Source organism: Cupriavidus pauculus (assembly GCF_008801835.1).
GTDB classification, from domain to species: domain Bacteria; phylum Pseudomonadota; class Gammaproteobacteria; order Burkholderiales; family Burkholderiaceae; genus Cupriavidus; species Cupriavidus pauculus.
Window position 1 is genome coordinate 43,232 of sequence record NZ_VZOW01000001.1, and the last position, 22,672, is coordinate 65,903.

Annotated in this window: 21 protein-coding genes; 13 read left to right on the top strand and 8 right to left on the bottom strand. The window is 63.8% G+C overall.

Annotation, left to right across the window (positions count from 1 at the left end; translation table 11 throughout):
- The first annotated feature begins 155 nt into the window (after nt 1–155).
- From F7R19_RS00200 to F7R19_RS00210, 3 genes are read left to right on the top strand one after another with little or no spacing between them, the layout of a single operon-like run.
- Nucleotides 156–926: a hypothetical protein gene (locus F7R19_RS00200; protein WP_150978983.1), complete on the top strand. Its 771-nt coding sequence runs from the start codon at nt 156–158 to the stop codon at nt 924–926.
- A 59-nt stretch (nt 927–985) separates the two neighbouring features.
- Nucleotides 986–1,189 (top strand): DUF465 domain-containing protein, encoded by a 204-nt coding sequence (locus F7R19_RS00205; protein ID WP_061957488.1) that lies wholly within the window; start codon nt 986–988, stop codon nt 1,187–1,189.
- A 32-nt stretch (nt 1,190–1,221) separates the two neighbouring features.
- A complete protein-coding gene (locus F7R19_RS00210) occupies nt 1,222–3,504 on the top strand; it encodes an ATP-dependent DNA helicase (RefSeq protein WP_223505698.1) in 2,283 nt (760 codons plus the stop codon).
- Nucleotides 3,505–3,513: 9 nt separating this feature from the next.
- On the opposite strand, the gene F7R19_RS00215 is transcribed toward F7R19_RS00210, so the two are convergent.
- Nucleotides 3,514–4,179: a response regulator transcription factor gene (locus F7R19_RS00215; RefSeq protein ID WP_150978984.1), complete on the bottom strand. Its 666-nt coding sequence runs from the start codon at nt 4,177–4,179 to the stop codon at nt 3,514–3,516.
- A 229-nt stretch (nt 4,180–4,408) separates the two neighbouring features.
- Nucleotides 4,409–5,239: an outer membrane protein assembly factor BamD gene (locus F7R19_RS00220; RefSeq protein WP_061957491.1), complete on the bottom strand. Its 831-nt coding sequence runs from the start codon at nt 5,237–5,239 to the stop codon at nt 4,409–4,411.
- Nucleotides 5,240–5,255: 16 nt separating this feature from the next.
- Here F7R19_RS00220 and F7R19_RS00225 point away from each other — a divergent pair, with 16 nt between their 5' ends.
- Entirely contained in the window at nt 5,256–6,452 is a 1,197-nt protein-coding gene (locus F7R19_RS00225) for an RluA family pseudouridine synthase (protein ID WP_150978985.1), read from the top strand.
- Nucleotides 6,439–7,257 carry a peptidoglycan editing factor PgeF gene (pgeF, locus tag F7R19_RS00230; RefSeq protein ID WP_150978986.1) on the top strand — a complete coding sequence of 273 codons (819 nt, stop codon included), beginning with the start codon at nt 6,439–6,441 and terminating at the stop codon, nt 7,255–7,257. The genes F7R19_RS00225 and pgeF overlap by 14 nt, the downstream gene beginning before the upstream one ends.
- Here pgeF and F7R19_RS00235 read toward each other — a convergent pair.
- Nucleotides 7,254–7,490, bottom strand: a complete 237-nt coding sequence (locus F7R19_RS00235; protein WP_150978987.1) for a hypothetical protein — start codon at nt 7,488–7,490, stop codon at nt 7,254–7,256. The two genes, pgeF and F7R19_RS00235, sit on opposite strands and share 4 nt — an antisense overlap.
- Before the next feature lie 318 nt (nt 7,491–7,808).
- Between F7R19_RS00235 and phaC the strand changes: the two genes are divergently transcribed.
- From phaC to F7R19_RS00275, 8 genes are all read left to right on the top strand, one after another.
- Nucleotides 7,809–9,683, top strand: coding sequence for a class I poly(R)-hydroxyalkanoic acid synthase (phaC, locus tag F7R19_RS00240; RefSeq protein ID WP_061957494.1), 1,875 nt, complete (start codon nt 7,809–7,811; stop codon nt 9,681–9,683).
- A gap of 76 nt (nt 9,684–9,759) precedes the next feature.
- Nucleotides 9,760–10,938: an acetyl-CoA C-acetyltransferase gene (locus F7R19_RS00245; RefSeq protein WP_061957495.1), complete on the top strand. Its 1,179-nt coding sequence runs from the start codon at nt 9,760–9,762 to the stop codon at nt 10,936–10,938.
- Between the two features lie 127 nt (nt 10,939–11,065).
- Nucleotides 11,066–11,806, top strand: coding sequence for a 3-ketoacyl-ACP reductase (locus tag F7R19_RS00250; protein ID WP_061957496.1), 741 nt, complete (start codon nt 11,066–11,068; stop codon nt 11,804–11,806).
- Between the two features lie 421 nt (nt 11,807–12,227).
- The gene (gene phaR / locus F7R19_RS00255) at nt 12,228–12,779 is read left to right on the top strand and encodes a polyhydroxyalkanoate synthesis repressor PhaR (RefSeq protein WP_061957497.1); all 552 of its coding nucleotides are present in this window, start codon (nt 12,228–12,230) and stop codon (nt 12,777–12,779) included.
- Nucleotides 12,780–13,174: 395 nt separating this feature from the next.
- Complete coding sequence (rimO, locus tag F7R19_RS00260; RefSeq protein ID WP_150978988.1) at nt 13,175–14,548, top strand: 30S ribosomal protein S12 methylthiotransferase RimO; 1,374 nt, start codon at nt 13,175–13,177, stop codon at nt 14,546–14,548.
- Between the two features lie 125 nt (nt 14,549–14,673).
- Nucleotides 14,674–15,858 carry a beta-ketothiolase BktB gene (gene bktB / locus F7R19_RS00265; RefSeq protein ID WP_061957499.1) on the top strand — a complete coding sequence of 395 codons (1,185 nt, stop codon included), beginning with the start codon at nt 14,674–14,676 and terminating at the stop codon, nt 15,856–15,858.
- A gap of 125 nt (nt 15,859–15,983) precedes the next feature.
- Nucleotides 15,984–16,514, top strand: a complete 531-nt coding sequence (locus F7R19_RS00270; RefSeq protein WP_223505699.1) for a hypothetical protein — start codon at nt 15,984–15,986, stop codon at nt 16,512–16,514.
- Nucleotides 16,515–16,693: 179 nt separating this feature from the next.
- Nucleotides 16,694–17,908, top strand: coding sequence for a cystathionine beta-lyase (locus F7R19_RS00275; protein ID WP_150978989.1), 1,215 nt, complete (start codon nt 16,694–16,696; stop codon nt 17,906–17,908).
- Nucleotides 17,909–18,003: 95 nt separating this feature from the next.
- Here F7R19_RS00275 and F7R19_RS00280 read toward each other — a convergent pair whose 3' ends face one another.
- The 5 genes from F7R19_RS00280 to argE form a co-directional block, all read right to left on the bottom strand.
- The gene (locus F7R19_RS00280) at nt 18,004–19,635 is read right to left on the bottom strand and encodes a PepSY-associated TM helix domain-containing protein (RefSeq protein WP_150978990.1); all 1,632 of its coding nucleotides are present in this window, start codon (nt 19,633–19,635) and stop codon (nt 18,004–18,006) included.
- Nucleotides 19,636–19,645: 10 nt separating this feature from the next.
- A complete protein-coding gene (locus F7R19_RS00285; RefSeq protein ID WP_150978991.1) occupies nt 19,646–19,945 on the bottom strand; it encodes a hypothetical protein in 300 nt (99 codons plus the stop codon).
- Complete coding sequence (locus F7R19_RS00290; RefSeq protein ID WP_223505701.1) at nt 19,942–20,319, bottom strand: hypothetical protein; 378 nt, start codon at nt 20,317–20,319, stop codon at nt 19,942–19,944. The genes F7R19_RS00285 and F7R19_RS00290 overlap by 4 nt, the downstream gene beginning before the upstream one ends.
- A 147-nt stretch (nt 20,320–20,466) precedes the next feature.
- On the bottom strand, nt 20,467–21,321 hold the full coding sequence (gene serB / locus F7R19_RS00295; protein WP_061957505.1) for a phosphoserine phosphatase SerB: 855 nt from the start codon (nt 21,319–21,321) through the stop codon (nt 20,467–20,469).
- Nucleotides 21,322–21,414: 93 nt separating this feature from the next.
- Complete coding sequence (argE, locus tag F7R19_RS00300) at nt 21,415–22,626, bottom strand: acetylornithine deacetylase (RefSeq protein WP_061957506.1); 1,212 nt, start codon at nt 22,624–22,626, stop codon at nt 21,415–21,417.
- Nucleotides 22,627–22,672: the final 46 nt, after the last annotated feature.

A 22,672-nucleotide genomic window follows, 5' to 3' on the forward strand; every position in this document is an offset into this window, starting at 1 on the left:
AGCGGGGCATTGTGCCACAAGCGGGATGGGGTTCCGGTGACGGAAAGGCAGCTTTTCCACCGCCTTTTCGCAGCGCGCGGGCGTGGCGCCACGTGGACACATATTGCAACTTTCGTGTCGGCGTCCGAGGTGGCCCCGGATGCTAGAATCCGGGCATGATCGTCAAGCCCCATTCGGCCGCCATGGCTGCCCCGGTTACCGTAACGCTTTCCTCCCTCGTGCTGGCGACGATGCTGCTGGCGGTTGCGCCGCGCATCGCGCACGCACAGGCATCCGCACCCGGATCGCAGCCGTCCGCGGCAGCGATTCCAGCCGATCCTGGCCAGCCCCGCGATTTCGAGGCCGAACGCAAGGCCATCAGCGATTCCCGCGCCTGGACCAACTATCGTTTTTCCGTGGCTGAGCGCGCGTGCTACAGCAAGTTCCTGGTCAATCATTGCATCGAGAAGGCCAAGGACGCGCAGCGCGAAGAACTGCATGTGCTGCGCGCGAAGGATCTGGAAATCGGCGATGCCGAGCGTGCCTACAAGGCCGCGAAGCGCGATCGCGAACAGGCCATTCGCCGCGCCGAATACGAGGCCGGCCAGCCGGGCCGGGCCGCCAACGAGCAGGCGAGCCGCGAAGCCTTCGACCGCAAGCAGCAGGAACAGGCGTTACGCGATGCGCAGGCCAACGCGCAGGCGCCGCAACGCGCCGCCAACGCTGAGGCCTATCAGAAGAAGCAGGACGACTTCAATGCGCGCGTGAACGAGGCCCAGCAGAAGGGGGCCGAGCAGGCGCGCCAGCGGCAGGAAAATGCCAAGGCGTACCAGCAGAAGCAGGCCGATGCCGTGCAACGCCAGAAGGATCTGGACGAGCGCCGTGCCCGCGCCGCGGAAAAGCAGAAAGAAGGCCAGGGTTCGACGCCGAGTCCGTTTGGATTCTGAGTCGACCACCAGGTCAGGCGCGGCCCTATCGCCGGCGTCGATGAGCAGGGAAGCGCATCATGGATGAAAACCTCAACACGCTGGAAAGACAGATCATTGAATTGCAAATCGAGCATCGCGATCTCGACTTCCTGATCGATCGTCTGTCCGCTGACCCGCACCACGATGAGCTGCAGTTGCGTCGCCTGAAAAAGCGCAGGCTGAAGCTCAAGGACGCCATCACGCTGCTGCAGCTCCATCTGGAACCCGACGTGCCCGCCTGACATCGCTCGCGTTGCACTTTTCCTGCCCGGCGATGTGCCGCCGCAGGTATCAAAGAAAAATCCCCACCTTGCCCGATTCCAACGAAGACCTTCTTTCCGGTCACGCAGATGCATCCGAAGCGGCCGACCATGCGCAGTCGTCCGGTGACGCGCAGGCGGCGTCCGCCAAACAGGCGGCCTCGCAGTCTGCGCAGCTGGCGACGATGTTCGCCGACACCGGCACGCTGGCGACGGCGATTCCCGGCTATCGCCCGCGCGCATCGCAGCAGAAGATGGCCGAAGCGGTGGCAAAGGCCATTGCCGAGAACGACACCGTGATCGTCGAGGCGGGCACGGGAACCGGCAAGACGTTTGCGTATCTGGTGCCTGCCATGCTTTGGGGCGGCAAGGTCATCCTGTCCACGGGGACCAAGAATCTGCAGGACCAGCTCTTCCTGCGCGACATCCCGACCGTGCGGCACGCGCTCAATGTGCCGGTGTCGGTGTCGCTGCTGAAGGGGCGGGCAAACTACCTGTGCCACTACCATCTGGAACGGGCTCAGGCCAATGGCCGTCTGGCGTCGAAACAGGATGCCGCGTGGCTGCGCGATATCGCGCGCTTTGCGATGACCACGTCGACCGGCGACAAGGCGGAACTGGCCGCCGTGCCTGAAAACGCGCCGGTGTGGCAGATGGTGACATCGACACGCGACAATTGCCTGGGCAGCGAATGTCCGCATTACAAAGAGTGTTTTGTGATGCGCGCGCGCAAGGAAGCGCAGCAGGCCGACGTCGTGGTCGTCAATCATCATCTGTTCTTTGCGGACGTCGTCTTGCGCGATACCGGCATGGCCGAGCTGTTACCGACCGCCAATACGGTGATCTTCGACGAAGCGCACCAGCTGCCGGAAACCGCCACGCTGTTTTTTGGCGAAACGCTGTCGACCAGCCAACTGCTGGAGTTGGCGCGCGATACCGTTGCAGAAGGGTTGTCCCACGCACGCGACGCCGTGGACTGGGTGGCGCTGGGCGCGCCGCTGGAACGCGCGGCGCGCGATCTGCGCCTCGCATTCGGCAAGGACAACGCACGCATGGCGCTGGGTCAGATCGACGCCGATCCGCGCACGCGCGAGCCCTTTTATGAAACGCTCGACGCGCTGGAAGAGGCGCTGTCGGGGTTTGTCGAAGCGCTGGAATCGCAGGCCGAGCGGGCTGAGACGCTGGAGCAGTGCCATCGCCGCGCGGTGGAACTGATGCAGCGCCTGACGGCATGGCGCGACGATGGTGCGGTGGCTGCGCCGATGCCGGCGGCGCTGGCGGATCAGTCGTTGGATCAGTCGTTGGATCTGCAGTCAGGGCAGGCGTCGGACCGGGCCTCGTTATCGGACGCGCCGGGAAAAAACGCCCTGGATAGTCCCCCGCCGAAACCCGTGCCGCTGGGTCCGGACACCGTGCGTTGGGTCGAGGTGTTTTCCCACACCGTTCAACTGCACCGCACGCCGCTGTCGATTGCGCCGATTTTCACGCGGCAGCGCGAAGGCCAGCCCCGCGCCTGGGTGTTTACGTCGGCCACGTTATCGGTAAAAGGCAATTTCACACACTACGCCGCGCAGTTGGGGCTCGACAAGGACCGGTCGCTGACGCTGCCGAGTCCGTTCGACTATGCGAAGCAGGGTTTGTTGTACGTCCCGCGCGACATGCCGCCGCCGCAGTCACCGCAGTTCACGGAAGCCGTGGTGGAAAAGGCGCTGCCTCTGATCGAAGCGGCGGGCGGCCGCACGTTCCTGCTGTGCACCACGCTGCGCGCGGTGCAGAAGGCGTCCGATATGCTGTACGACCTGTTCGCCGAGCGCGGTATCAGTCTGCCGCTGTTGGTGCAGGGGCAGGCCAGCCGTACTGAATTGCTCGATCGCTTCCGGCAACTGGGCAATGCGGTGCTGGTGGGAAGCCAGAGTTTCTGGGAGGGGGTGGACGTTCGCGGCGAGGCATTGTCGCTGGTCATCATCGACAAGTTGCCGTTTGCACCGCCCGACGATCCCGTTTTGGCGGCGCGGATGGAAGTGCTGCAAAAGAAGGGGCTGAGCCCGTTTGCGGTTCATCAGCTGCCGCACGCGGTCATTACGCTGAAACAAGGCGCCGGACGCTTGATTCGATCGGAGTCCGATCGCGGCGTGTTGGCGATCTGCGATACGCGGCTCGTGGAAAAACCTTATGGCCGGCAGATCTGGCAGAGTCTTCCGCCGTTTACCCGCACGCGCGAAGCCGATACTGTGATCCGTTTTCTGACAGACCTGCGCAAGCCGGCGATCGAACCGGAAGGGCGGGATCCGGACTGAGGCGCGCGCCTACCCGAGCCCATTGCCCGCCGCGTAGCGGCAGAGCTCGGCATCGCTGCGAAGGCCGAGCTTTTCCATGGCGCTTCGCTTGTGCGTGCTGATCGTCTTGATGCTGCGGCGCAGTTGCACGGCGATGCCGGATACTGGCAGGCCGCTTGCATACAAGCGAATCACTTCGAGCTCGCTCGGACTCAATGCCCTTGCCGGCATGCCGGGCGCACGCGCATCGCCAAGGCGCGCCATTTCCTTTTGCGTCGCCTTGCCGAGATAGATCTTGTCCTTCGACGCCAGATCGATGGCGGCAGGCAGTTCCCCCATGTCGCTGCGCTTGTTGAGCACGCCCATCACGCCTTCCTGAAGCATGCTGTTCATCAACGCCGGATTGGCAAGCCCGGTCAGCACGATGGTCTTGACCTCCGGGAATTTGCGCCGGATGACGCCCAGCATCGCGAGTCCGTCGGAAACGCGCTCCTCCGGCATATGAAAATCGGTGATCAAGACATCGCAGCCCACATCGGCAAGCCGCGCGAAGAGCGATTCGGGACCCAATGCATCGCCAACGATCTTGAAGCGCGTCAGCGAAGACAGGACAGAGCGCACCCCCATCAGGATCAGCGGGTGGTCATCGGCAACGAGTAGGCGAATCACGATCGGGTCCGTTTGACGTGGGGCCATGAAACTACCCGAAGTCCGCCCGCATCGGCATCGGCAAATGCTGAATCTCGTATCCGGATCGACGGCCTTTCGTCTGCGCAGACCGCGCGCTCGGACTGGGGTGCGTCGGCGCCCAAAGCAAAACACCCCAAAACCGCGCGCGGCTTTGGGGTGCTGAGGAGGCGAGACACTTGCGAAAAGTCGGATCAAGGCGGCGACGCAGGTTTGTCGGCCGCCGATGCTCAGCCGCCTAGAACACTTCCCACCAGGACTTGTCCTTGCGGCGCTGGCCGTATTTGATGAAGTCGCTGTTCGGGTAGTTGCGCTCCATCACGCGCGCCGCGTCGTCGCGCAGATCCTTCATGCCCAAGGCGTCGTACGACCGGACCATGATGTAGAGCGCTTCTTCGTTGGCCGGCGCGCCGTCATAGTCCTTGAGCGACTGCTGCGCGCGGTTCACCGCGGCCAGATACGCGCCACGACGATAGTAGTAACGCGCAGCGTGCACCTCGTGCTGGGCCAGCGAGTTGACGATGTACTGCATGCGCAGCGTCGCGTCGGGCGTGTACTTGCTGTCCGGATAGCGTGTGACCAGAGTCTGGAACGCGTCATAGGCCGCGCGGGCAGCCTTGGGATCGCGTTCGCTGAGATCCTGGCCCGAGAACCGGCCCAGCCAGCCCAGGTTGTCATTGAAATTGATCAGGCCCTTGAGGTAATAGGCGTAATCGATGTTCGGATGACTCGGGTGGAGCTGGATGAAGCGGTCCACGGCAGCCAGCGCGGCAGCCGTCTCGCCATCCTTGTAGTTGGCGTAGGCGGTGTCGATCTGCGCCTGCTGCGCAAACCGGCCGAACGGGTAGCGGCCCTCGAGCTTTTCGTAAAGCTTGACAGCGCGGGTATAGTCTCCGCCGTCGAGAGCATCCTTTGCTTCCGAATATAATTTGTTCGCTGACCAGCTGGCGGTTTCGTCCGGCTGGTCTCCCAGCAGGCCGCATGCAGACAGCATAAGGCAGCCGCCTGCGAGCAAAATCGCTCCAAATTTCGCGCGCCAATCAGCGCGTTTCATGCTCTGCAATTGCATGGGCAACCTGTTCCGGATGAAAAAAAATAGCGCCAAGCATTATAGCCGAACCCCCAGTGCCGAAACCGGTCTGGAACGCCACATCGAATCCGCCGAGGAAATTGACCTCGTATCGGAGGATCTGGACGATCCGATCGACGACGGCCGCGAGTTCAACGACGAGGTGCCGGCAACGGCGCCCGCGGCGCCCGACCTGGTGCCGATGTACCTCGAGGTCGATAGCGCCGGACATGGCGAGCGGCTCGACAAACTGCTAGCGCGACACTTTAGCGAATTTTCGCGCAGCCGCATCCAGCAATGGATCGAGAACGGCGCGGTGCGCGTCGATGGCGAGCCGAGCCGGGCCAAGGCGTCGGTCCAGATGGGGCAGCGGATCGAGATCCGCCCGCAGGCCGCGCCGGAGTCGATGGCATTCACGGCCGAAGACGTGCCGCTGGACGTGCTCTATGAAGACGACGCGCTGCTGGTCATCAACAAGCCGGCCGGTCTGGTCGTGCATCCCGCCGCGGGCAACTGGAGTGGCACCGTGCTCAACGGCCTGCTGCATCGGGATCCGCACGCGGCGCGGTTGCCGCGCGCCGGGATCGTGCATCGGCTCGACAAGGAAACCTCCGGCCTGATGGTGGTGGCGCGCACGCTGACCGCGCAGACAGACCTCGTGCGGCAGCTTGCCGCGCGCACCGTCAAGCGGACCTACCTCGCGCTGGTCTGGGGCGAGACGCCCGATGAAGGCACCATCGATGCGCCGATCGCCCGCGATCCGCGCGAGCGCACGCGCATGGCCATTGTGCACACCAACAGCGGCAAGCCGTCGCGTACGCACTTCGAAACGCTCGGCACCGTGCCGCTGGGACGCTCGAAGGTGTCGATGGTGATGTGTCAGTTGGAAACCGGACGCACGCATCAGATCCGCGTGCATTTCGAATCGATCGGCCATCCGCTCGTGGGCGACCCGGTCTATCACAAGGCCACGCAGCGCGGCCAGCGTCCGGCCGTTCGGGTGCCGCTTCCCGTGCCGTTCACGCACCAGGCGCTGCATGCCTACAAGCTGGGCCTCGTGCACCCGGTGACGGGCCGCAAGATCTCATGGGAAGCCGAGGCGCCCGAGGATCTTCAGGCGCTGATCGACGCGCTCGATTTCGATGGCCATGAAGACGAGGACGAGGACGACGAGCCCGAATGGTACGAAGGGGAAGCCGATGACGACGACTGACAAGTCGCCCTGGATCGTGCCTGATTGGCCGGCGCCGGCCCGGGTGCGCGCGCTGTCGACCACGCGGCGCGGCGGGGTCAGCGTGGCGCCGTATGGGCTGGCAGATGGCCGCCCCGGCGGCCTGAATCTGGGCTCGCATGTGGGCGACGATCCCGCAGCCGTCGCGGCAAATCGCCGGATTCTGGCCGGACACCTGCCGGCTATGCCGCATTGGCTCGACCAGGTGCATGGCTGCGGGGTGGTGACAGCCGAGGAGGCCGCCGATGGCGCGGACAGTTCGGATGGTGCGGACGGCGTGCCGCGCGCCGACGCCAGCATCGCCACGTCGCCCGGGCGGGTTTGCGCGATCATGACGGCGGATTGCCTGCCGGTCCTGCTTTGCGACACCGCGGGCCGCGTCGTCGGCGCGGCGCATGCCGGCTGGCGGGGACTGTGCGATGGCGTGATCGAGGCTACCCTGGCGCGGATGGCCGAACGGGTCGGGGCCGATGCCGAATGGCTGGCGTGGCTGGGCCCGGCCATCGGCCCGGACGCATTCGAAGTCGGTCCGGAAGTGCGCGATGCGTTCCTGCAGCGCGCGCAGCCGGCGGAACAGGCCGGGGTCGACGCCGCCTTCCGCGCCGGGAATGCGGGAAAGTACCTCGCCGATCTCTACGCGCTGGCGCGCATTCGTTTGTCGCGGGCCGGATGTACCCAGGTGTTTGGCGGCGGCGCCTGCACGGTCAGCGATGCGGAGGACTTTTTCTCCTATCGCCGGGATCGGACGACCGGCCGCATGGCCACCCTGGTCTGGCTCGCCGCCTAGGCGCCGGCGTCGGGATCGCTGGGCGCCGCCTTCGGCTGGGTCGTCGCGGCCTGCTCGCGCGCTTCCGCAGCCTTGCGCCGGCGCCGCCGGCCCGGCGTGCCCATTATGTACATCAGGATCGACACGGGTACGAGGCCGTAGAACACAAACGTCGCCGCGCCGGCGACGATGTTCGTCTCGGTAATGGCCATCATCATGGCGACGTAAAGCCACCCAATTGCCACGATATACATCGGACTTTCATCTCGCTGGTGTAAGGGTTGCAGGGCGCAGTGTGCGGCTTTTGGCTACCGTCCGGTAGGTCAGTCCTGGCGGGCCGGGGCGCGCCGTGCCAATGCGGATTTCCGCATTGACAGTCTCTCCATAGCAAGGCAACAATGCCTTCAAATGTATCGGAACCGAGGAAGTCTTCCAGGGTTTCGCCGGCAAGCATAGCGTAAGAGGCAAGTCGCCCTGGGCGGCCTGCGAACGCAACCCGGATTCGGGGCGGGTCGGGAGACAGTTACCCCGAGCCCGTCATCCATCACGACTGGCAGAGAGACGATTACATCATGGCGACCGGCAAAGGTGCGGCAGCTTCCAATCAGGAAGGCAAGTCCCAACCGTTTCAGTTTGCGCCGGGGCCATTCGATCCAGCCGCATGGCTGGAGTGGTCCCGTCAGTGGATGCCTGAAAGCATTGGAGAGCTGCCGTCAGGCTTTCCCGCCGGCTTGGCTGGCGCACCTTCCAATGGCTTCCCGGGTGGCGACGTGCTTGCCAAGGCGTTCCAGCACGTCTTGCAGGGCAACGGCGCCAATGGTGCGATCAAGATCGAACCGACCCAGCTGGCGCAGATCCAGCAGCGCTATCTGAAGGACTTTGCCGACCTCTGGCGCGAAATGGGCGAGGGCGCCGTGGCGGCCGCGGCCAGGCCCGGCGCCGATGCCGACCATGCCAGCCAGCGCCTGTCCGACCGGCGCTTTGCCAGCCCGGCGTGGCGTAACAATGCCTCGTATCGCTACACCGCGGCGTTTTACCTGCTGACCGCACGCGCCATGACGGAGCTGGCCGATGCCGTACAGGCCGATCCCAAGCTGCGCCAGCGCATCCGGTTTGCCGTGTCGCAATGGGTCGATGCAATGTCCCCGGCCAACTTCCTGGCGACCAACCCCGAAGCCCAGCAGCGTCTGATCGAATCGGGCGGAGAATCGTTGCGCAATGGCGTGCGCAACATGCTCGAGGATCTGGGGCGCGGAAAGATTTCGCAGACCGACGAAACCGCCTTCGAAGTTGGCCGCAATGTGGCGGTGACGGAAGGGGCCGTCGTTTACGAAAACGAGTACTTTCAACTGCTGCAGTACAAGCCTCTGACCGAAAAGGTCTATGCACGGCCATTGCTGCTGGTGCCACCGTGCATCAACAAGTTCTACATTCTCGACCTGCAGCCCGAAAGTTCGCTGGTGCGCCATGCCGTGGAGCAGGGGCACACCGTGTTCCTGGTGTCGTGGCGCAATCCCGATGCGACGATGGCCGAGCGAACCTGGGATGACTACATCGAGCACGCCGCCATTCGCGCGATAGAAGTGGCGCGTGACATCAGCGGGCTGGACCAGATCAATGTGCTTGGGTTCTGCGTGGGCGGCACGATCATTTCCACCGCGCTGGCCGTGCTGGCGGCGCGCGGCGAACGCCCGGCCGCCAGCCTCACGCTGCTGACCACGCTGCTCGATTTCGCCGACACCGGCATTCTCGACGTCTTCGTCGACGAAGCCCACGTGCAATTGCGCGAAGCCACGCTGGGCGGCGCGGCCGGTGCGCCCTGCGGTCTGCTGCGCGGCGTCGAGCTGGCCAACACGTTCTCGTTCCTGCGCCCGAACGACCTCGTGTGGAACTACGTCGTCGACAACTATCTGAAAGGCAACACGCCTGTCCCGTTCGACCTGCTGTTCTGGAACGGCGATGCCACCAATTTGCCGGGGCCCTGGTATTGCTGGTACCTGCGGCATACGTATCTGCAGGACGAACTCAAGGTGCCGGGTAAGCTCTCGGTGTGCAATTCACCGGTGGACCTGGGCGCGATCGATGTGCCGACCTATCTCTATGGTTCGCGCGAAGATCACATCGTGCCATGGACCGCGGCCTACGCATCGACGGCGCTGTTGAAGAACAAGCTGCGTTTCGTGCTCGGGGCATCGGGCCATATTGCCGGCGTCATCAATCCTCCGGCCAAGAACAAGCGCAGCCATTGGACCAACGACGCGCTTCCGACGTCCGCGCATGACTGGCTGGCCGGCGCGCAGGAACATCGCGGCAGCTGGTGGCCCGACTGGATGAGCTGGCTTGGCAAGCACGCCGGCCAGAAGCGTGCCGCGCCCACCAGGTTCGGCAATGACCATTACAAGGCTATAGAACCAGCCCCCGGCCGCTATGTGAGGCAGCGCGCATGAATTGCACAAGGGTCGGCGGACGTCTGCCGGCCAGCTTTGCATCCATCATCGAATCGCTTTCTTAAAAGGATCTCAAATGACTGACATCGTCATCGTTTCCGCAGCCCGTACCGCCGTAGGCAAGTTCGGCGGGTCCCTGGCAAAGATTCCGGCGCCGGAACTGGGCGCCATCGTGATCAAGGCCGCGCTCGAGCGCGCCGGTGTGAAGCCCGATCAGGTCAGCGAGGTGATCATGGGCCAGGTGCTGACGGCAGGGTCGGGGCAGAACCCGGCGCGTCAGGCGTCGCGCAAGGCCGGGCTGCCCGACATGGTGCCGGCCATGACCATCAACAAGGTGTGCGGATCGGGCCTGAAGGCGGTGATGCTCGCCGCGAATGCGATCCTGGCGGGCGAGGCCGAGATCGTCGTGGCTGGCGGCATGGAAAACATGAGCGCCGCGCCGCACGTGCTGCCGGGATCGCGCGACGGTTTCCGGATGGGCGACGCCAAGCTGATCGACTCGATGATCGTCGACGGCCTGTGGGACGTCTACAACCAGTATCACATGGGCATCACGGCCGAAAACGTCGCCAAGGAATACGGCATCACGCGGCAGGCGCAGGACGAATTTGCCGTGGGCTCGCAGAACAAGGCTGAGGCCGCGCAGAAGGCCGGCAAGTTCGACGAGGAAATCGTTCCGGTGATGATTCCCCAGCGCAAGGGCGATCCGGTCGCGTTCAAGACCGACGAATTCGTTCGTCACGGCGCCACGCTAGAGAGCCTGGCGGGCCTCAAGCCGGCTTTCGACAAGGCCGGTACGGTCACCGCCGCCAACGCATCGGGGCTGAATGACGGCGCCGCCGCGGTGGTGGTGATGTCCGCCGCCAAGGCCCGCGAGCTGGGCCTGACGCCGCTGGCGACGATCAAGGCGTACGCCAATGCCGGCGTCGATCCGGCCGTGATGGGCATGGGCCCGGTTCCGGCCAGCAAGCGCTGCTTGTCGCGCGCGGGCTGGGAGGTCAAGGACCTGGATCTGATGGAAATCAACGAGGCATTCGCTGCGCAGGCGCTGGCCGTTCATCAGCAGATGGGCTGGGACCAGTCGAAGATCAACGTGAACGGCGGCGCCATCGCCATCGGCCATCCGATCGGCGCATCGGGTTGCCGTATTCTGGTGACCTTGCTGCACGAAATGAAGCGTCGGGATGCAAAGAAAGGCTTGGCTTCGCTGTGCATCGGCGGCGGCATGGGTGTTGCACTGGCGGTTGAGCGATAAGAAAGTGCACGCCCGCAAGTGAGGGGCATTGCCGGCAGCGGCGGCCGAGGTACGCCGCTGTCGGCTTCTAAAACAACGACGCTAAGCATCGATAAGACAAATCGAGCGAGCCAACCCAGGAGTAGATATGACTCAGCGCATTGCATATGTGACCGGCGGCATGGGCGGCATCGGGACTGCCATTTGCCAGCGTCTGGCCAAGGACGGCTTCAAGGTGGTGGCCGGTTGCGGCCCGAATTCCCCGCGCCGCGAGAAATGGATCGAGCAGCAGCGCGCGCTCGGCTTCGAGTTCGTGGCTTCGGAGGGCAATGTTGCCGACTGGGATTCGACCAAGGCCGCGTTCGACAAGGTCAAGGCCGAGCTGGGCGAGGTCGACGTGCTGGTCAACAACGCCGGCATCACGCGTGACGTGGTATTCCGCAAGATGACCCGCGCGGACTGGGACGCCGTCATCGACACCAACCTGACCTCGCTGTTCAACGTCACCAAGCAGGTGATCGACGGCATGGCCGACCGCGGCTGGGGCCGGATCATCAACATCTCGTCGGTCAACGGCCAGAAGGGCCAGTTCGGACAGACCAACTACTCGACCGCTAAGGCCGGGCTGCACGGCTTCACGATGGCGCTGGCGCAGGAAATGGCGACGAAGGGCGTGACCGTCAATACGGTGTCGCCGGGCTACATCGCCACCGACATGGTCAAGGCGATTCGCCAGGATGTGCTCGACAAGATCGTCGGCACGATTCCGGTCAAGCGTCTGGGCGAGCCGTCGGAAATTGCTTCGATCTGCGCGTGGCTGGCTTCGGACGAATCGGGTTTTTCGACCGGCGCGGACTTCTCGCTGAACGGCGGCCTGCACATGGGCTGATGGGCACGTGAGCGATGCGGTGCGTCGTTGATGCGGCGCACCGAGCGCAGTGCACAAGCGCGGGTCGCATGCGGGCCCGCGTTCGTATTTTTAGAAAGCACTAGCTGGATCGAGCCCCTCGCGGCGCCAGTTTTCTCGCGTCAGGTGCGCTTTTGCTGCGGGTTTTCCTTAAACCCGGCCGTCTTTCCATAGTGCTTTCTTGAGCATAGAATCAGGGCAATGGCGCAACCGGCACCAAAGTAGAGCGCTCTACACGGGTCTGGTCCAGTTGTTTCTTGTGCGCCTGCGGCAGGATTTCACGCGGAAATGACGCCTCATTGCGCACTGCACCGCATGCGGTGCAGCAGTAAGAGAGCGATGCCGCAGCAGCGGATTGCCGGTGTCCGTCCGGCATCAGCGACGACAAAAGGATAGAGCACCGATGGCCACGACCAAGAAAGGCGCAGAGCGACTGATCAAGAAGTATCCGAATCGCCGGCTCTACGACACGCAAACCAGCACCTACATCACGCTGGCGGACGTCAAGCAGCTGGTCATGGATACCGAGGACTTCAAGGTCGTTGACGCCAAGTCCGGCGAGGAACTCACCCGCAGCATCCTGTTGCAGATCATCCTGGAAGAAGAAACCGGCGGCGTGCCGATGTTCTCGAGCGCGATGCTCTCGCAGATCATCCGTTTCTACGGTCATGCCATGCAAGGCATGATGGGCACCTATCTGGAAAAGAACATCCAGGCCTTCATCGATATCCAGAGCAAGCTGGCGGAAAACTCCAAGGGCCTGTACTCGGGCGAGGCGTTCAGCCCTGACATGTGGTCGCAGTTCATGAACCTGCAGGGGCCGATGATGCAGGGCATGATGAGCAACTACATCGAGCAGAGCAAGAACCTGTTCGTCCAGATGCAAGAGCAGATGCAGAACCAGGCCAAGAACATGTTCGGCACGTTCCCCTTCAATCAGCCCGAGAAGAAGTAGCCGCGCCAGGTTGGCACGCGAATCCGAGGCCCTGCACATGCAGGGCCTTTTTGGTTGCGTCGCTGCCACGGCTTGTTGTGGTTGCGTGGCAATTTGCCATATTCGCGATGCACTGAGCCGATACGAAAGACTTCGACCGTGCTGGTGTGATCCAATCGTTCAGCGTTCTCGTTGGGCGCTTGCACGAACCTCCGCGACCACTCGCAACCACTCTCCCATGGGCGCGATGATCTGCCGGGCGTCGAGACGCGAGCCAACTTGGCGTTGCCGGGTTAAAATTGCCGCCTTTTACGGCAACAACGGCGCCCGGCAGGCTCGCCGGATGCCGTAGCCCAACGAGGCGCGCCACCGGGGACGGTAGGAAGCGTCCGGACCTCCCACATTTGCGGTGCCCCATGTCGTCTGAAACCAATTTGTCCAACTCCGCGCCAAAAGTCGGCTTTGTCTCACTTGGCTGTCCCAAGGCCCTGGTCGATTCCGAGCAGATCATTACCCAGCTGCGTGCCGAAGGCTACGCCATCAGCGGAACCTATGACGGCGCGGATCTCGTTGTGGTCAACACTTGCGGCTTCATCGATGAAGCGGTGCAGGAAAGCCTCCACGCCATCGGCGAGGCGCTGACCGAGAATGGCAAGGTGATCGTGACCGGCTGCCTCGGTGCAAAGAAAGACGCGGCGGGGCAGGATGTGGTGACGTCGGTGCATCCAAAGGTGCTGGCCGTCACAGGCCCCCATGCGCTGGGCGAGGTCATGCAGGCCGTGCACACGCACCTGCCCAAGCCGCATGATCCGTTTACCGATCTGGTGCCGGCAGCCGGCATCAAGCTCACACCGAAGCACTACGCATACCTAAAAATTTCGGAAGGATGCAATCACCGGTGCTCGTTCTGCATCATCCCGTCGATGCGTGGCGACCTCGTGTCGCGTCCCGTCGCCGAGGTCATGCTGGAAGCGGAAAACCTCTTCAAGGCCGGGGTCAAGGAATTGCTGGTGATTTCCCAGGACACCAGCGCCTACGGCGTGGATGTGAAATACCGCACGGGGTTCTGGGACGGCCGTCCGCTCAAGACGCGCATGACCGAGCTGGTGGCGGCGCTGGGCGAACTGGCGAGCCAGTACGGTGCGTGGGTGCGCCTGCACTACGTTTATCCCTACCCGCACGTCGATGAAATCATCCCACTGATGAACCAGGGCAACGTGCTGCCGTACCTTGATGTACCGCTTCAGCACGCGCATCCCGATGTCCTCAAGCGCATGAAGCGCCCGGCCAATGCCGAAAAGACGCTCGACCGCATCCGCGCGTGGCGCGCCATTTGTCCCGACCTGACCATCCGCAGCACCTTTATCGCCGGATTCCCGGGGGAAACGGAAGCCGAGTTTCAGACCCTGCTCGATTTCATCGCCGAAGCCGAGCTGGATCGCGTGGGCTGCTTTGCCTACTCGCCGGTGGAAGGTGCGACCGCCAACGATCTGCCGGGCGCATTGCCGGACGAAGTTCGCGAGGAGCGCCGTGCAAGGTTTATGGAAGTGGCCGAGGCGGTGTCCGCGCGGCGCCTGCAGCGCAAGGTCGGCCAGACGCTGCGCGTGTTGGTCGACGAGGTGAATCAGGATGGTGGCATCGGCCGGTCGTCCGCGGATGCGCCGGAGATCGATGGTCTGGTTTATATCGATCCGGCCGCCAAGACGTCGCAACGCTACAAGACCGGCGATTTCGTCAACGTGAAGATTACCGGCGCCGACGGTCACGATCTGTGGGGTGAAGTGGCCTGAAGGCATCGCTCGGTGGGGCGGGCTCGGCCCGTCACCTGTCTGCACAATTAGGTAAAAGTACGGTCGTTCGTTTTTCTTGCCCGGGGTCTATACTGTGCACCGCAACATAACGCATGGAGACAGACATGACGCGTGAAGTAGTGGTTGTCAGCGGTGTACGCACCGCCATCGGTACCTTTGGCGGCAGCCTGAAAGACCTGGCGCCGACCGAACTCGGAGCCCTCGTTGTCCGCGAGGCGTTGGCGCGCGCGAGCGTATCCGGCGACGACGTCGGCCACGTGGTATTCGGCAACGTGATTCAGACCGAGCCGAAGGACATGTATCTCGGCCGCGTCGCCGCAGTGAACGGCGGCGTATCGATCAACGCGCCGGCCCTGACCGTGAATCGGCTGTGCGGGTCCGGCCTGCAGGCGATCGTCAGCGCTGCCCAGACCATCCTGCTCGGCGATGCCGACGTGGCCATCGGCGGCGGCGCGGAAAGCATGAGCCGGGCGCCGTATCTGGCGCCCATGGCCCGCTGGGGTTCGCGCATGGGCGATGCCAAGCTGATCGACATGATGCTCGGCGCGCTGCACGATCCGTTCCACAGCATTCATATGGGCGTGACGGCCGAGAATGTCGCCAAGGAATATGACATCTCGCGGCAGCAGCAGGATGAAGCTGCGCTGGAATCGCATCGCCGCGCGTCGGCAGCGATCAAGGCCGGATATTTCAAGGATCAGATCGTTCCCATCACGTTGAAGTCCCGCAAGGGCGATGTGGTGTTCGATACCGACGAGCACGTGCGTCACGATGCGACGATGGACGACATGGCCAAGCTCAAGCCGGTGTTCGCCAAGGAAAACGGGACGGTCACGGCCGGCAACGCGTCGGGACTCAATGACGCCGCTGCCGCCGTGGTACTGATGGAGCGTGCCGAAGCCGAGCGACGTGGCCTCAAGCCGCTGGCACGGCTGGTGTCTTATGGCCACGCTGGCGTGGATCCGAAGACGATGGGCATCGGGCCGGTTCCGGCGACGAAGATTGCGCTGGAGCGCGCGGGTCTGTCCGTCAAGGATCTCGACGTCGTCGAGGCTAACGAGGCGTTCGCCGCGCAAGCCTGTGCGGTTACCAAGGCGCTGGGCCTGGATCCGGCCAAGGTCAATCCGAATGGCTCCGGAATTTCCCTGGGCCATCCGATCGGCGCGACAGGTGCGCTGATCACCGTGAAGGCCTTGCATGAGTTGCAGCGCGTGCAAGGACGCTATGCGCTGGTGACGATGTGCATCGGCGGCGGGCAAGGGATTGCCGCGATCTTCGAGCGCGTCTAAAGTCCTGTTGCCCCATTTGCCGAAGGAAGGCTGTCTTGTTCCGTTTTGCCCCGTTTCGATCGCTGTGTTTGGTGATAATCGCGACAATTCTCTCGCTTCCCACCGCTGTGTTGGCGGCCGACGAGATGGTGTCGACCGGGGAAGGACAGGGCAGCGCCTTCGGCATCAACGACGCCATCCGCGCGGGAGAAGCCAGGCGCGGCACCTCGCTTTCCACCGGGCCGGCGCGCCCACTACTACCGCGATCGGAATATGCGAATTATCCGGTCTATGTCGGCACGGTTGGGGACAAGCCCGTAAGAATGCGCGTGGCGCCGAAGTCGGACACACGAGACAGTCTGCAAGGCGAATACACGATCGGCGACGGCAAAAGTGTGCGGCTGTTATCGGGCGAATGGGACGATGGCAGCTTCCTGATGGAAGAGTCCGACGACGGCACGCGTGTTTCCGGCAATTGGGAAGGGCAGATCGACCAGAATGGCGCTGTGCGCGGCACGTGGACCGATGCATTTGATCCGTCCATAGTGCTGCCGTTCTTTATCCGCCCGTTTGGAGGCAATCTCGTGATCCCGCCGTTCGACATGCGCGCGGGCAGCGGCGTCACCTACGCGCCGCCGCCGCCCAAGTCGTCGATTTCGACGGGAAAGACGCGATAGCCGCGTGGCCCGCGCAAAGTGACCGCCTGCGGATCGGTAGGTGCTGATCGTTGGGCGATCTGGTGCGCCAGCCGGATCCGCACCTGGACCGCAGTCCGAGGATCGCCGCGCGCGATGTAGCGGACCCGGCATTTGCTGGTAAGCTCGGGCGTCCGAACTGACTTCCCAGGGTACTCGCCGTGTCTGCATCCGACTCGTCCCGTAAATCGTCCCATTACATTCAGACCACCGCGGTCCAGCCCGAACTGGATATCGCGCCGGGCTTTGAATCGTTTTCCACGCCTACCTATCGTGGGTCGACCATCGTCTTCCGCAATCTGGCAGAGCTGCGCGCCTACGGCGATCGCAGCAAGACGTACTGGCGCTACGGTCTGCACGCCACGCCCACCAGCGAGGCACTGTGCCAGCAACTGGCCCAGATCGAGGGCGGCCGGCAGACGCTGCTGTTGCCGTCGGGCATGGGGGCCATTTCGCTGGTGTATTTCGCATGCCTGCGCTCGGGCGACGATGTGCTCGTGCCCGATAACGTCTATGGCCCGAACCGCGACCACGGCGAGTGGCTGGCGCGCGAATATGGTGTCACGGTCCGTTACTACCATCCGTCGATCGGGGCTGGCATCGCCGCGCTGATTCAGCCCAACACGCGGCTGATCTGGATGGAGGCGCCGGGTTCGGTCACGATGGAAGTGCCCGATAGCGAAGCGATTGTGGCGGCGGCGCGCGCCCGCGGCGTCCTCACCGCGATCGACAATACATGGTCCGCAGGGGTGTATTTCAAGCCGTTCGAGAAAGGCATCGACATCTCCGTGCAGGCGCTGACCAAATACCAGTCGGGCGGCAGCGACGTGCTGATGGGCGCCGTGATTACGCGCGACGAAAAGTTGCACGATCGTCTCAAACGCACGCGGATGATCATGGGCTGGGGCGTGTCTGCGGACGACTGCTTCCTTGTGCTGCGCGGACTGTCCAGCATGCCGGTGCGTCTGGCCGCGCATGATCGCGCCGCGCGGGAGGTAGCCGAATGGCTCAAACGACGTCCCGAAGTGACGCGCGTACTGCATCCGGCGCTGCCGGACTGCCCGGGTCACGACGCATGGCAGCGCGACTTCACGGGCGGCGGTGGCCTGTTCTCGCTAATTGTTCACCGTCGTTACACGCCTGAGCAGGTGGATGCGTTTGTCGAAGCGCTGAAGTTGTTTGCAATCGGTTGGTCGTGGGGCGGCGCGCATAGCCTGGCGGTGCCGTACCACGTCGAGACCATGCGCCCGGCCGGCACGTGGCCGCCAGCCGGATGGGAAAATGCTGGCGAACTGGTGCGGCTCTATATCGGACTCGAAGACACCCGCGACCTCATCGCCGATCTGAAACAGGCGATGGAGACGCATCTGCGATAGGCCGGAACCCGCGGCGTACTGTTGCGCCTTGCGACACCAACAAAAAGCCCCGCGCGGAAACGGCGGGGCTTTTGCATGGATGCGCGGGAGGCGGGTCAGGATAAGTCGGCGTTGCGCATGCTCGTTTGCGGCGATAGATGTTCCGCAGCGGCGCGTGTCGACCACACCGATTCGGCCGGGCCATTCCGGGCGCGACGCTGCGTGGCGCGCGCGATGGCGACAAAGCCCGCCGCCATCGCGATGGCGCCAATGTCGAAGCCGGCGATGACCCAGCGCCCGTTGAGCGCGGCGACAAACAGGTGGTCACCCGTCAGCAATGCGTTCGATACGGGCACGCTCAGCGCAGCCAGCGCGGCGATGTAGAGCAATTCCACGGCGGCGCGAATCGGCGGCCGGATCAGTGCCCAGACGATCGCGGTCGCGAAAACCGGCCAGAACACGTAGCTCACGGCGCGCTCGGGCCAAAGCAGTGCCGCGGGGAAGCACAGCGCCACGCCGATGCAGGTGCCGATGCACACGCCCACCGTAGCCTGCGCCAGCAACTTATGTACGCGCGGTTGTTCGCTCTGGCGCGCCTTGCGGCGCGTCTCGATCCACAGCAGATTGCCGGAATAGAACAGGAAGGCGCCGCCCAGGCCGGCCAGCAGATAGACCAGCCGGACGGCCAGGTCGCCGTAGGTGCCAAAGTGCAGCGCATACATGGCGCTGAGCAACATGTGATTCGTGTCGCGCGCGCCCGCGGTCTGGTTGGCGATCAACTGGCCGGCATTGGATTCGGTCGACGCCGCATGAATGCCGACGCCGCCGCCGTTGCCGAGAGCGCGGCTGCTGTCACCGCGCACTTCGGCCACGGCATTTGCGTCGCCGTAGCGCTGGAAGCGGATCGCATTCGGCGTGAAGCGCTCGCCGCCATGGTCGCGCGCGATGGCCAGCAATTGCGCGGCCGGCAACGTGGGCGACGGACGGCCCGACGCCGTGACTTCCGGCGTGGCGGCGGTCACACGCGGCACCACCTCGAACAACTTGCCGTCGAACGTGAGCGTGTTGAAGACCATCACCATCACCAGCGACAGGCAGAACATGGCCCCAGTGATGGCGAAGATCAGATGGAACGGCAGGCTGAACAAGCCGACCACGTTGTGCGCGTCCATCCAGAAGCGTTTGAGATTTCGCCCCGGGCGCACCGCGAACAGGTCTTTCTTCAGGCGTGGCAGATGCAGGATCACGCCGGACACCAGCGCCAGGCCATACAGCACGGAGATGATCCCCATGAAGTACATGCCGTTCATGCCGAGCCCGAGCGCATAGTGCAGGGAATTCAGGAACGCCGACAACTCGCCGGTGACATGATCGAGCGAGGTGTCGTTCTGCGCCGCCTTGTCGCCGTTCAGGCGCGCGCCGTTTATCGTCTGCCACTCGCCCGCCTTGTCCTGCCAGTAGGCATTGAAGTCCGGCTCTTCCTTGCTGGGCAGGCCGACGAAGACGCTATTGGCCGCTTCGGGATGCACGGCGACCAGCTTTTGCACGAACGCGTCGATGGCGGGGCCTTCCACCGCGACATCGGTGGCGTGATGGCCTTCCAGGCGCGCCGGGTTCTGCCAGACATGCAGTTCGTGATGGAACACCGTGATCGCGCCCGCGAAGAACGCGATAAAGAGCGCCCATCCGGCCATCAGCCCGACCCAGGTGTGAAGCGTATTGAACACGCGAAGAGTATTGGGTTTCATGCGAATCGTCTCAGGAGCCAGTCACTGCGGAGAGCGTGGAAGCGGGTGGCATCGCATGCATGGCTCGCACGGCCCACAGAATGCCGTAACAGACCAGATTGCCGCCGGCCAGCCATAGCCATGCGGCGCGACTGCTGTGGAACAGCAGGGTCACGCTGATGATGGCGACCCACAGCACGAAGCTCAGTACGATGGCAACGACCACGCCGCCTTCCCAGCCGCCCGGCAGCCACAGCACGCCGAGCGTGCAAAGCGCAATCGCCAGCGGCAATCCAAGCAGTGTTCCGGCCAGCCATTTGGTGCCCATCATGATGGATTTCCTTCGCTGCACGATTCATCGTCGCGGTGGTGATGGAGCCAGGTGCCGATGAACGGCCATAGCGACAGGCAGCAGGTAAGCGTGACGAGCGTCGCGGCGATGGCAACTGGCCAGCCTTCGGGCACGCTCATCAGCCACATGCCGGCCGCAGCCAGCAACACGGCGATCCAGCAAAGCGTGCGCGCAGACAGCGGCGCACGACCCTTGCCGTTGGCGTCGACCATCAACACCTGATTCGGCGAGGCAAGATACAGGCACGCGGCAGCGGCCAGGGAGAAAAGTATGGCTAACGCTTGCATGCGTCGGGCGTCCCGAAGGCGGTAACGAATAAAAACATAATAATAATGATTCGCATTTAATTTCACAAGGAAATCAGGGCCTTATGTGACGATTTGGTACGCTCTCGGCCCGCAGCGACATGACAAAAATGTAATGTCCACGCCGCAGCCAGTCGTGCAAATGAAAACGCCCGGCACGATGGCCGGGCGGGTGGGATGCTGAGCGGGGGCGCGTTACTGGGCGAACAGGTTCAGCAAGCCGTCAAGTCCGACATGATTGAATGCGACGCTGGCCTGCGCGCGAACGATGGGCTTGGCGCGAAAAGCCACCGACAGCCCGGCCACGGCCATCATTTTCAGGTCGTTCGAGCCATCGCCCATCACGATTGCCTGAGCGGGATCGGCGCCGATCTGTTCGCAGACCTCGCGCACGGTGCGCGCCTTGACGTCGGCATTGACGATTTCGCCGACCACATTGCCGGTCAGCTTGCCATCGACGATTTCCAGCGTGTTGGCGCGCGTGAAATCGAGCCCGAGGCGCGGCTTGAGCTTGTCCGTGAAATGCACGAATCCACCGGAAACCAGCAGCGTGCGCAGGCCGAGTGCCTGGACCGCCTTGAGCATGCGCTCGGCGCCCGGCGACAGACGCAGCCGTTCTTCGTACACCCGGTCGAGCACGCTCGCGTCCAGGCCCTTGAGCAGCGCCACGCGGCGGCGCAGGCTTTCGTTGAAATCGGTGATTTCCCCGCGCATCGCGGCTTCGGTGATCGCCGACACTTCAGCCTTGAGCCCGCAGAAATCGGCGATCTCGTCGATGCACTCGATCGTGATCAGGGTCGAGTCCATGTCCATGGCGACCAGGCGAAAGTCCGACAGCTTGCGGCCGGCCGGCACCACTGCCCAGTCGATGCCGCGCGGTCCGCACAAGTCATCGAGCGCAGTGTGCAACGGGGGCGACAAGGGCAGGCATTCGTCCGCAACGGCGACGTTTTCATCGCGCAGTGCGAAGGCTGACGCGTTGGCCACGGTGCGCACGGCGGCGATGTCGGCCGCGGACAGCGGGGACAAGCTCTGGAGAATCAGGGGCATGACAGCGGAAGAATAGGCTGGAAGCGGGGAGGCGGTATTGTACTGCGAGTGCATGCGCGCCCCGGGGCGAGGCGCGCACGGAAGCGCTGGCGGTTATGCCACGCGCAGGCTGTCCACCACCTTGTGCAAAAACGCCTCGCATGCCGCGAGCTGGTCCAGGGCGACGAATTCGTCAGGCTTGTGCGCCTGCTGGATATCGCCGGGGCCGCATACGACGGCCGGAATGCCGGCGCGCTGGAACAGGCCCGCCTCGGTGCCGTAGGCCACCTTGTTGGTGTCGCGGTCGGCGGTCAGCGCGCGCACCAGTTGCGTGATGGCATCGGCCTCCGCAGCGTCGAGCGAGGGCGCGGCGGCAATCTTGCTGATGACCATTCCGGCGTCGACATGCTCGGCGCGCATCTTCGGCGCCAGTACATCGTGCACGTAGGCTTCGATGCGCGCGAGGATGGCTTCGGGATCGACACCGGGCAGATTGCGGAATTCGAACACGAACTCGCATTCCGCGGGAATGGTGTTGAGTGCAATGCCGCCGTGAATGGTGCCGGTCGATGCCGTGGTGAACGGCACATCGAAAGCCCGGTCGTACGGGCCGTTGGCCTTGAATTCGTCGGCGATGTCGCGGATGTAGCAGATCAGGCGCGCGGCGTATTCGATGGCGTTGACGCCTTTCGGAGTGAGCGACGAATGCGCGGCCTGGCCTTTTACGCAGCAGCGATAGGCATTGATGCCCTTGTGCGCGACGATCACGCGCATGCTGGTCGGCTCGCCAACGATGCATCCGGCCGGCTTGACGCCGCGATCGCGCAGTTCGGCCAGCAGATACGGCGCGCCCATACAGCCGATTTCCTCGTCGAACGACAGCGCGTAATGGACCGGCTCGCGCAGCTTCGCTTCGAGAATGGTTGGCAGCAGCGCTAGGCTCGTGCCGATAAAGCCCTTCATGTCGCACGTACCGCGGCCGTAAAGTTTGCCGTCGCGGATCACCGGGGTGAACGGATCGGTGGTCCAGTTCTGGCCGTCCACGGGCACCACATCGGTATGGCCCGAAAGCACGATGCCGCCATCGGTTGCGCCGTTTGCGGCGGGCACCGTGACGAAGAGGTTTGCCTTGTCGCCCTGCGGGTTGTAGCTCAGGTGCGGGCGCAGGCCCTTGGCCAGGAAGTGGTCGCGCACCGATTCGATCAATCCCAGGTTGGAATGGCGCGAAGTGGTGTCGAACGACACCAGGCGCTTGGTCCAGTCGAGCGCACTATGGCGCCCGGACGCTTCGGTTGCGGCGGTCTTGGTGTCGGAAGTGGCTTGCATGGGGCGTCGAAACGGTTGATTCGTCAAGGATGTGATCGTACACCGG

Coding starts and splice junctions, on each gene's coding strand:
- F7R19_RS00200 (WP_150978983.1), top strand. CDS start 156: ATGATCGTCAAGCCCCATTCGGCCGCCATGGCTGCCCCGGTTACCGTA.
- F7R19_RS00205 (WP_061957488.1), top strand. CDS start 986: ATGGATGAAAACCTCAACACGCTGGAAAGACAGATCATTGAATTGCAA.
- F7R19_RS00210 (WP_223505698.1), top strand. CDS start 1,222: ATGTGCCGCCGCAGGTATCAAAGAAAAATCCCCACCTTGCCCGATTCC.
- F7R19_RS00215 (WP_150978984.1), bottom strand. CDS start 4,179: ATGGCCCCACGTCAAACGGACCCGATCGTGATTCGCCTACTCGTTGCC.
- F7R19_RS00220 (WP_061957491.1), bottom strand. CDS start 5,239: ATGCAATTGCAGAGCATGAAACGCGCTGATTGGCGCGCGAAATTTGGA.
- F7R19_RS00225 (WP_150978985.1), top strand. CDS start 5,256: ATGAAAAAAAATAGCGCCAAGCATTATAGCCGAACCCCCAGTGCCGAA.
- pgeF (WP_150978986.1), top strand. CDS start 6,439: ATGACGACGACTGACAAGTCGCCCTGGATCGTGCCTGATTGGCCGGCG.
- F7R19_RS00235 (WP_150978987.1), bottom strand. CDS start 7,490: ATGTATATCGTGGCAATTGGGTGGCTTTACGTCGCCATGATGATGGCC.
- phaC (WP_061957494.1), top strand. CDS start 7,809: ATGGCGACCGGCAAAGGTGCGGCAGCTTCCAATCAGGAAGGCAAGTCC.
- F7R19_RS00245 (WP_061957495.1), top strand. CDS start 9,760: ATGACTGACATCGTCATCGTTTCCGCAGCCCGTACCGCCGTAGGCAAG.
- F7R19_RS00250 (WP_061957496.1), top strand. CDS start 11,066: ATGACTCAGCGCATTGCATATGTGACCGGCGGCATGGGCGGCATCGGG.
- phaR (WP_061957497.1), top strand. CDS start 12,228: ATGGCCACGACCAAGAAAGGCGCAGAGCGACTGATCAAGAAGTATCCG.
- rimO (WP_150978988.1), top strand. CDS start 13,175: ATGTCGTCTGAAACCAATTTGTCCAACTCCGCGCCAAAAGTCGGCTTT.
- bktB (WP_061957499.1), top strand. CDS start 14,674: ATGACGCGTGAAGTAGTGGTTGTCAGCGGTGTACGCACCGCCATCGGT.
- F7R19_RS00270 (WP_223505699.1), top strand. CDS start 15,984: ATGGTGTCGACCGGGGAAGGACAGGGCAGCGCCTTCGGCATCAACGAC.
- F7R19_RS00280 (WP_150978990.1), bottom strand. CDS start 19,635: ATGAAACCCAATACTCTTCGCGTGTTCAATACGCTTCACACCTGGGTC.
- F7R19_RS00285 (WP_150978991.1), bottom strand. CDS start 19,945: ATGATGGGCACCAAATGGCTGGCCGGAACACTGCTTGGATTGCCGCTG.
- serB (WP_061957505.1), bottom strand. CDS start 21,321: ATGCCCCTGATTCTCCAGAGCTTGTCCCCGCTGTCCGCGGCCGACATC.
- argE (WP_061957506.1), bottom strand. CDS start 22,626: ATGCAAGCCACTTCCGACACCAAGACCGCCGCAACCGAAGCGTCCGGG.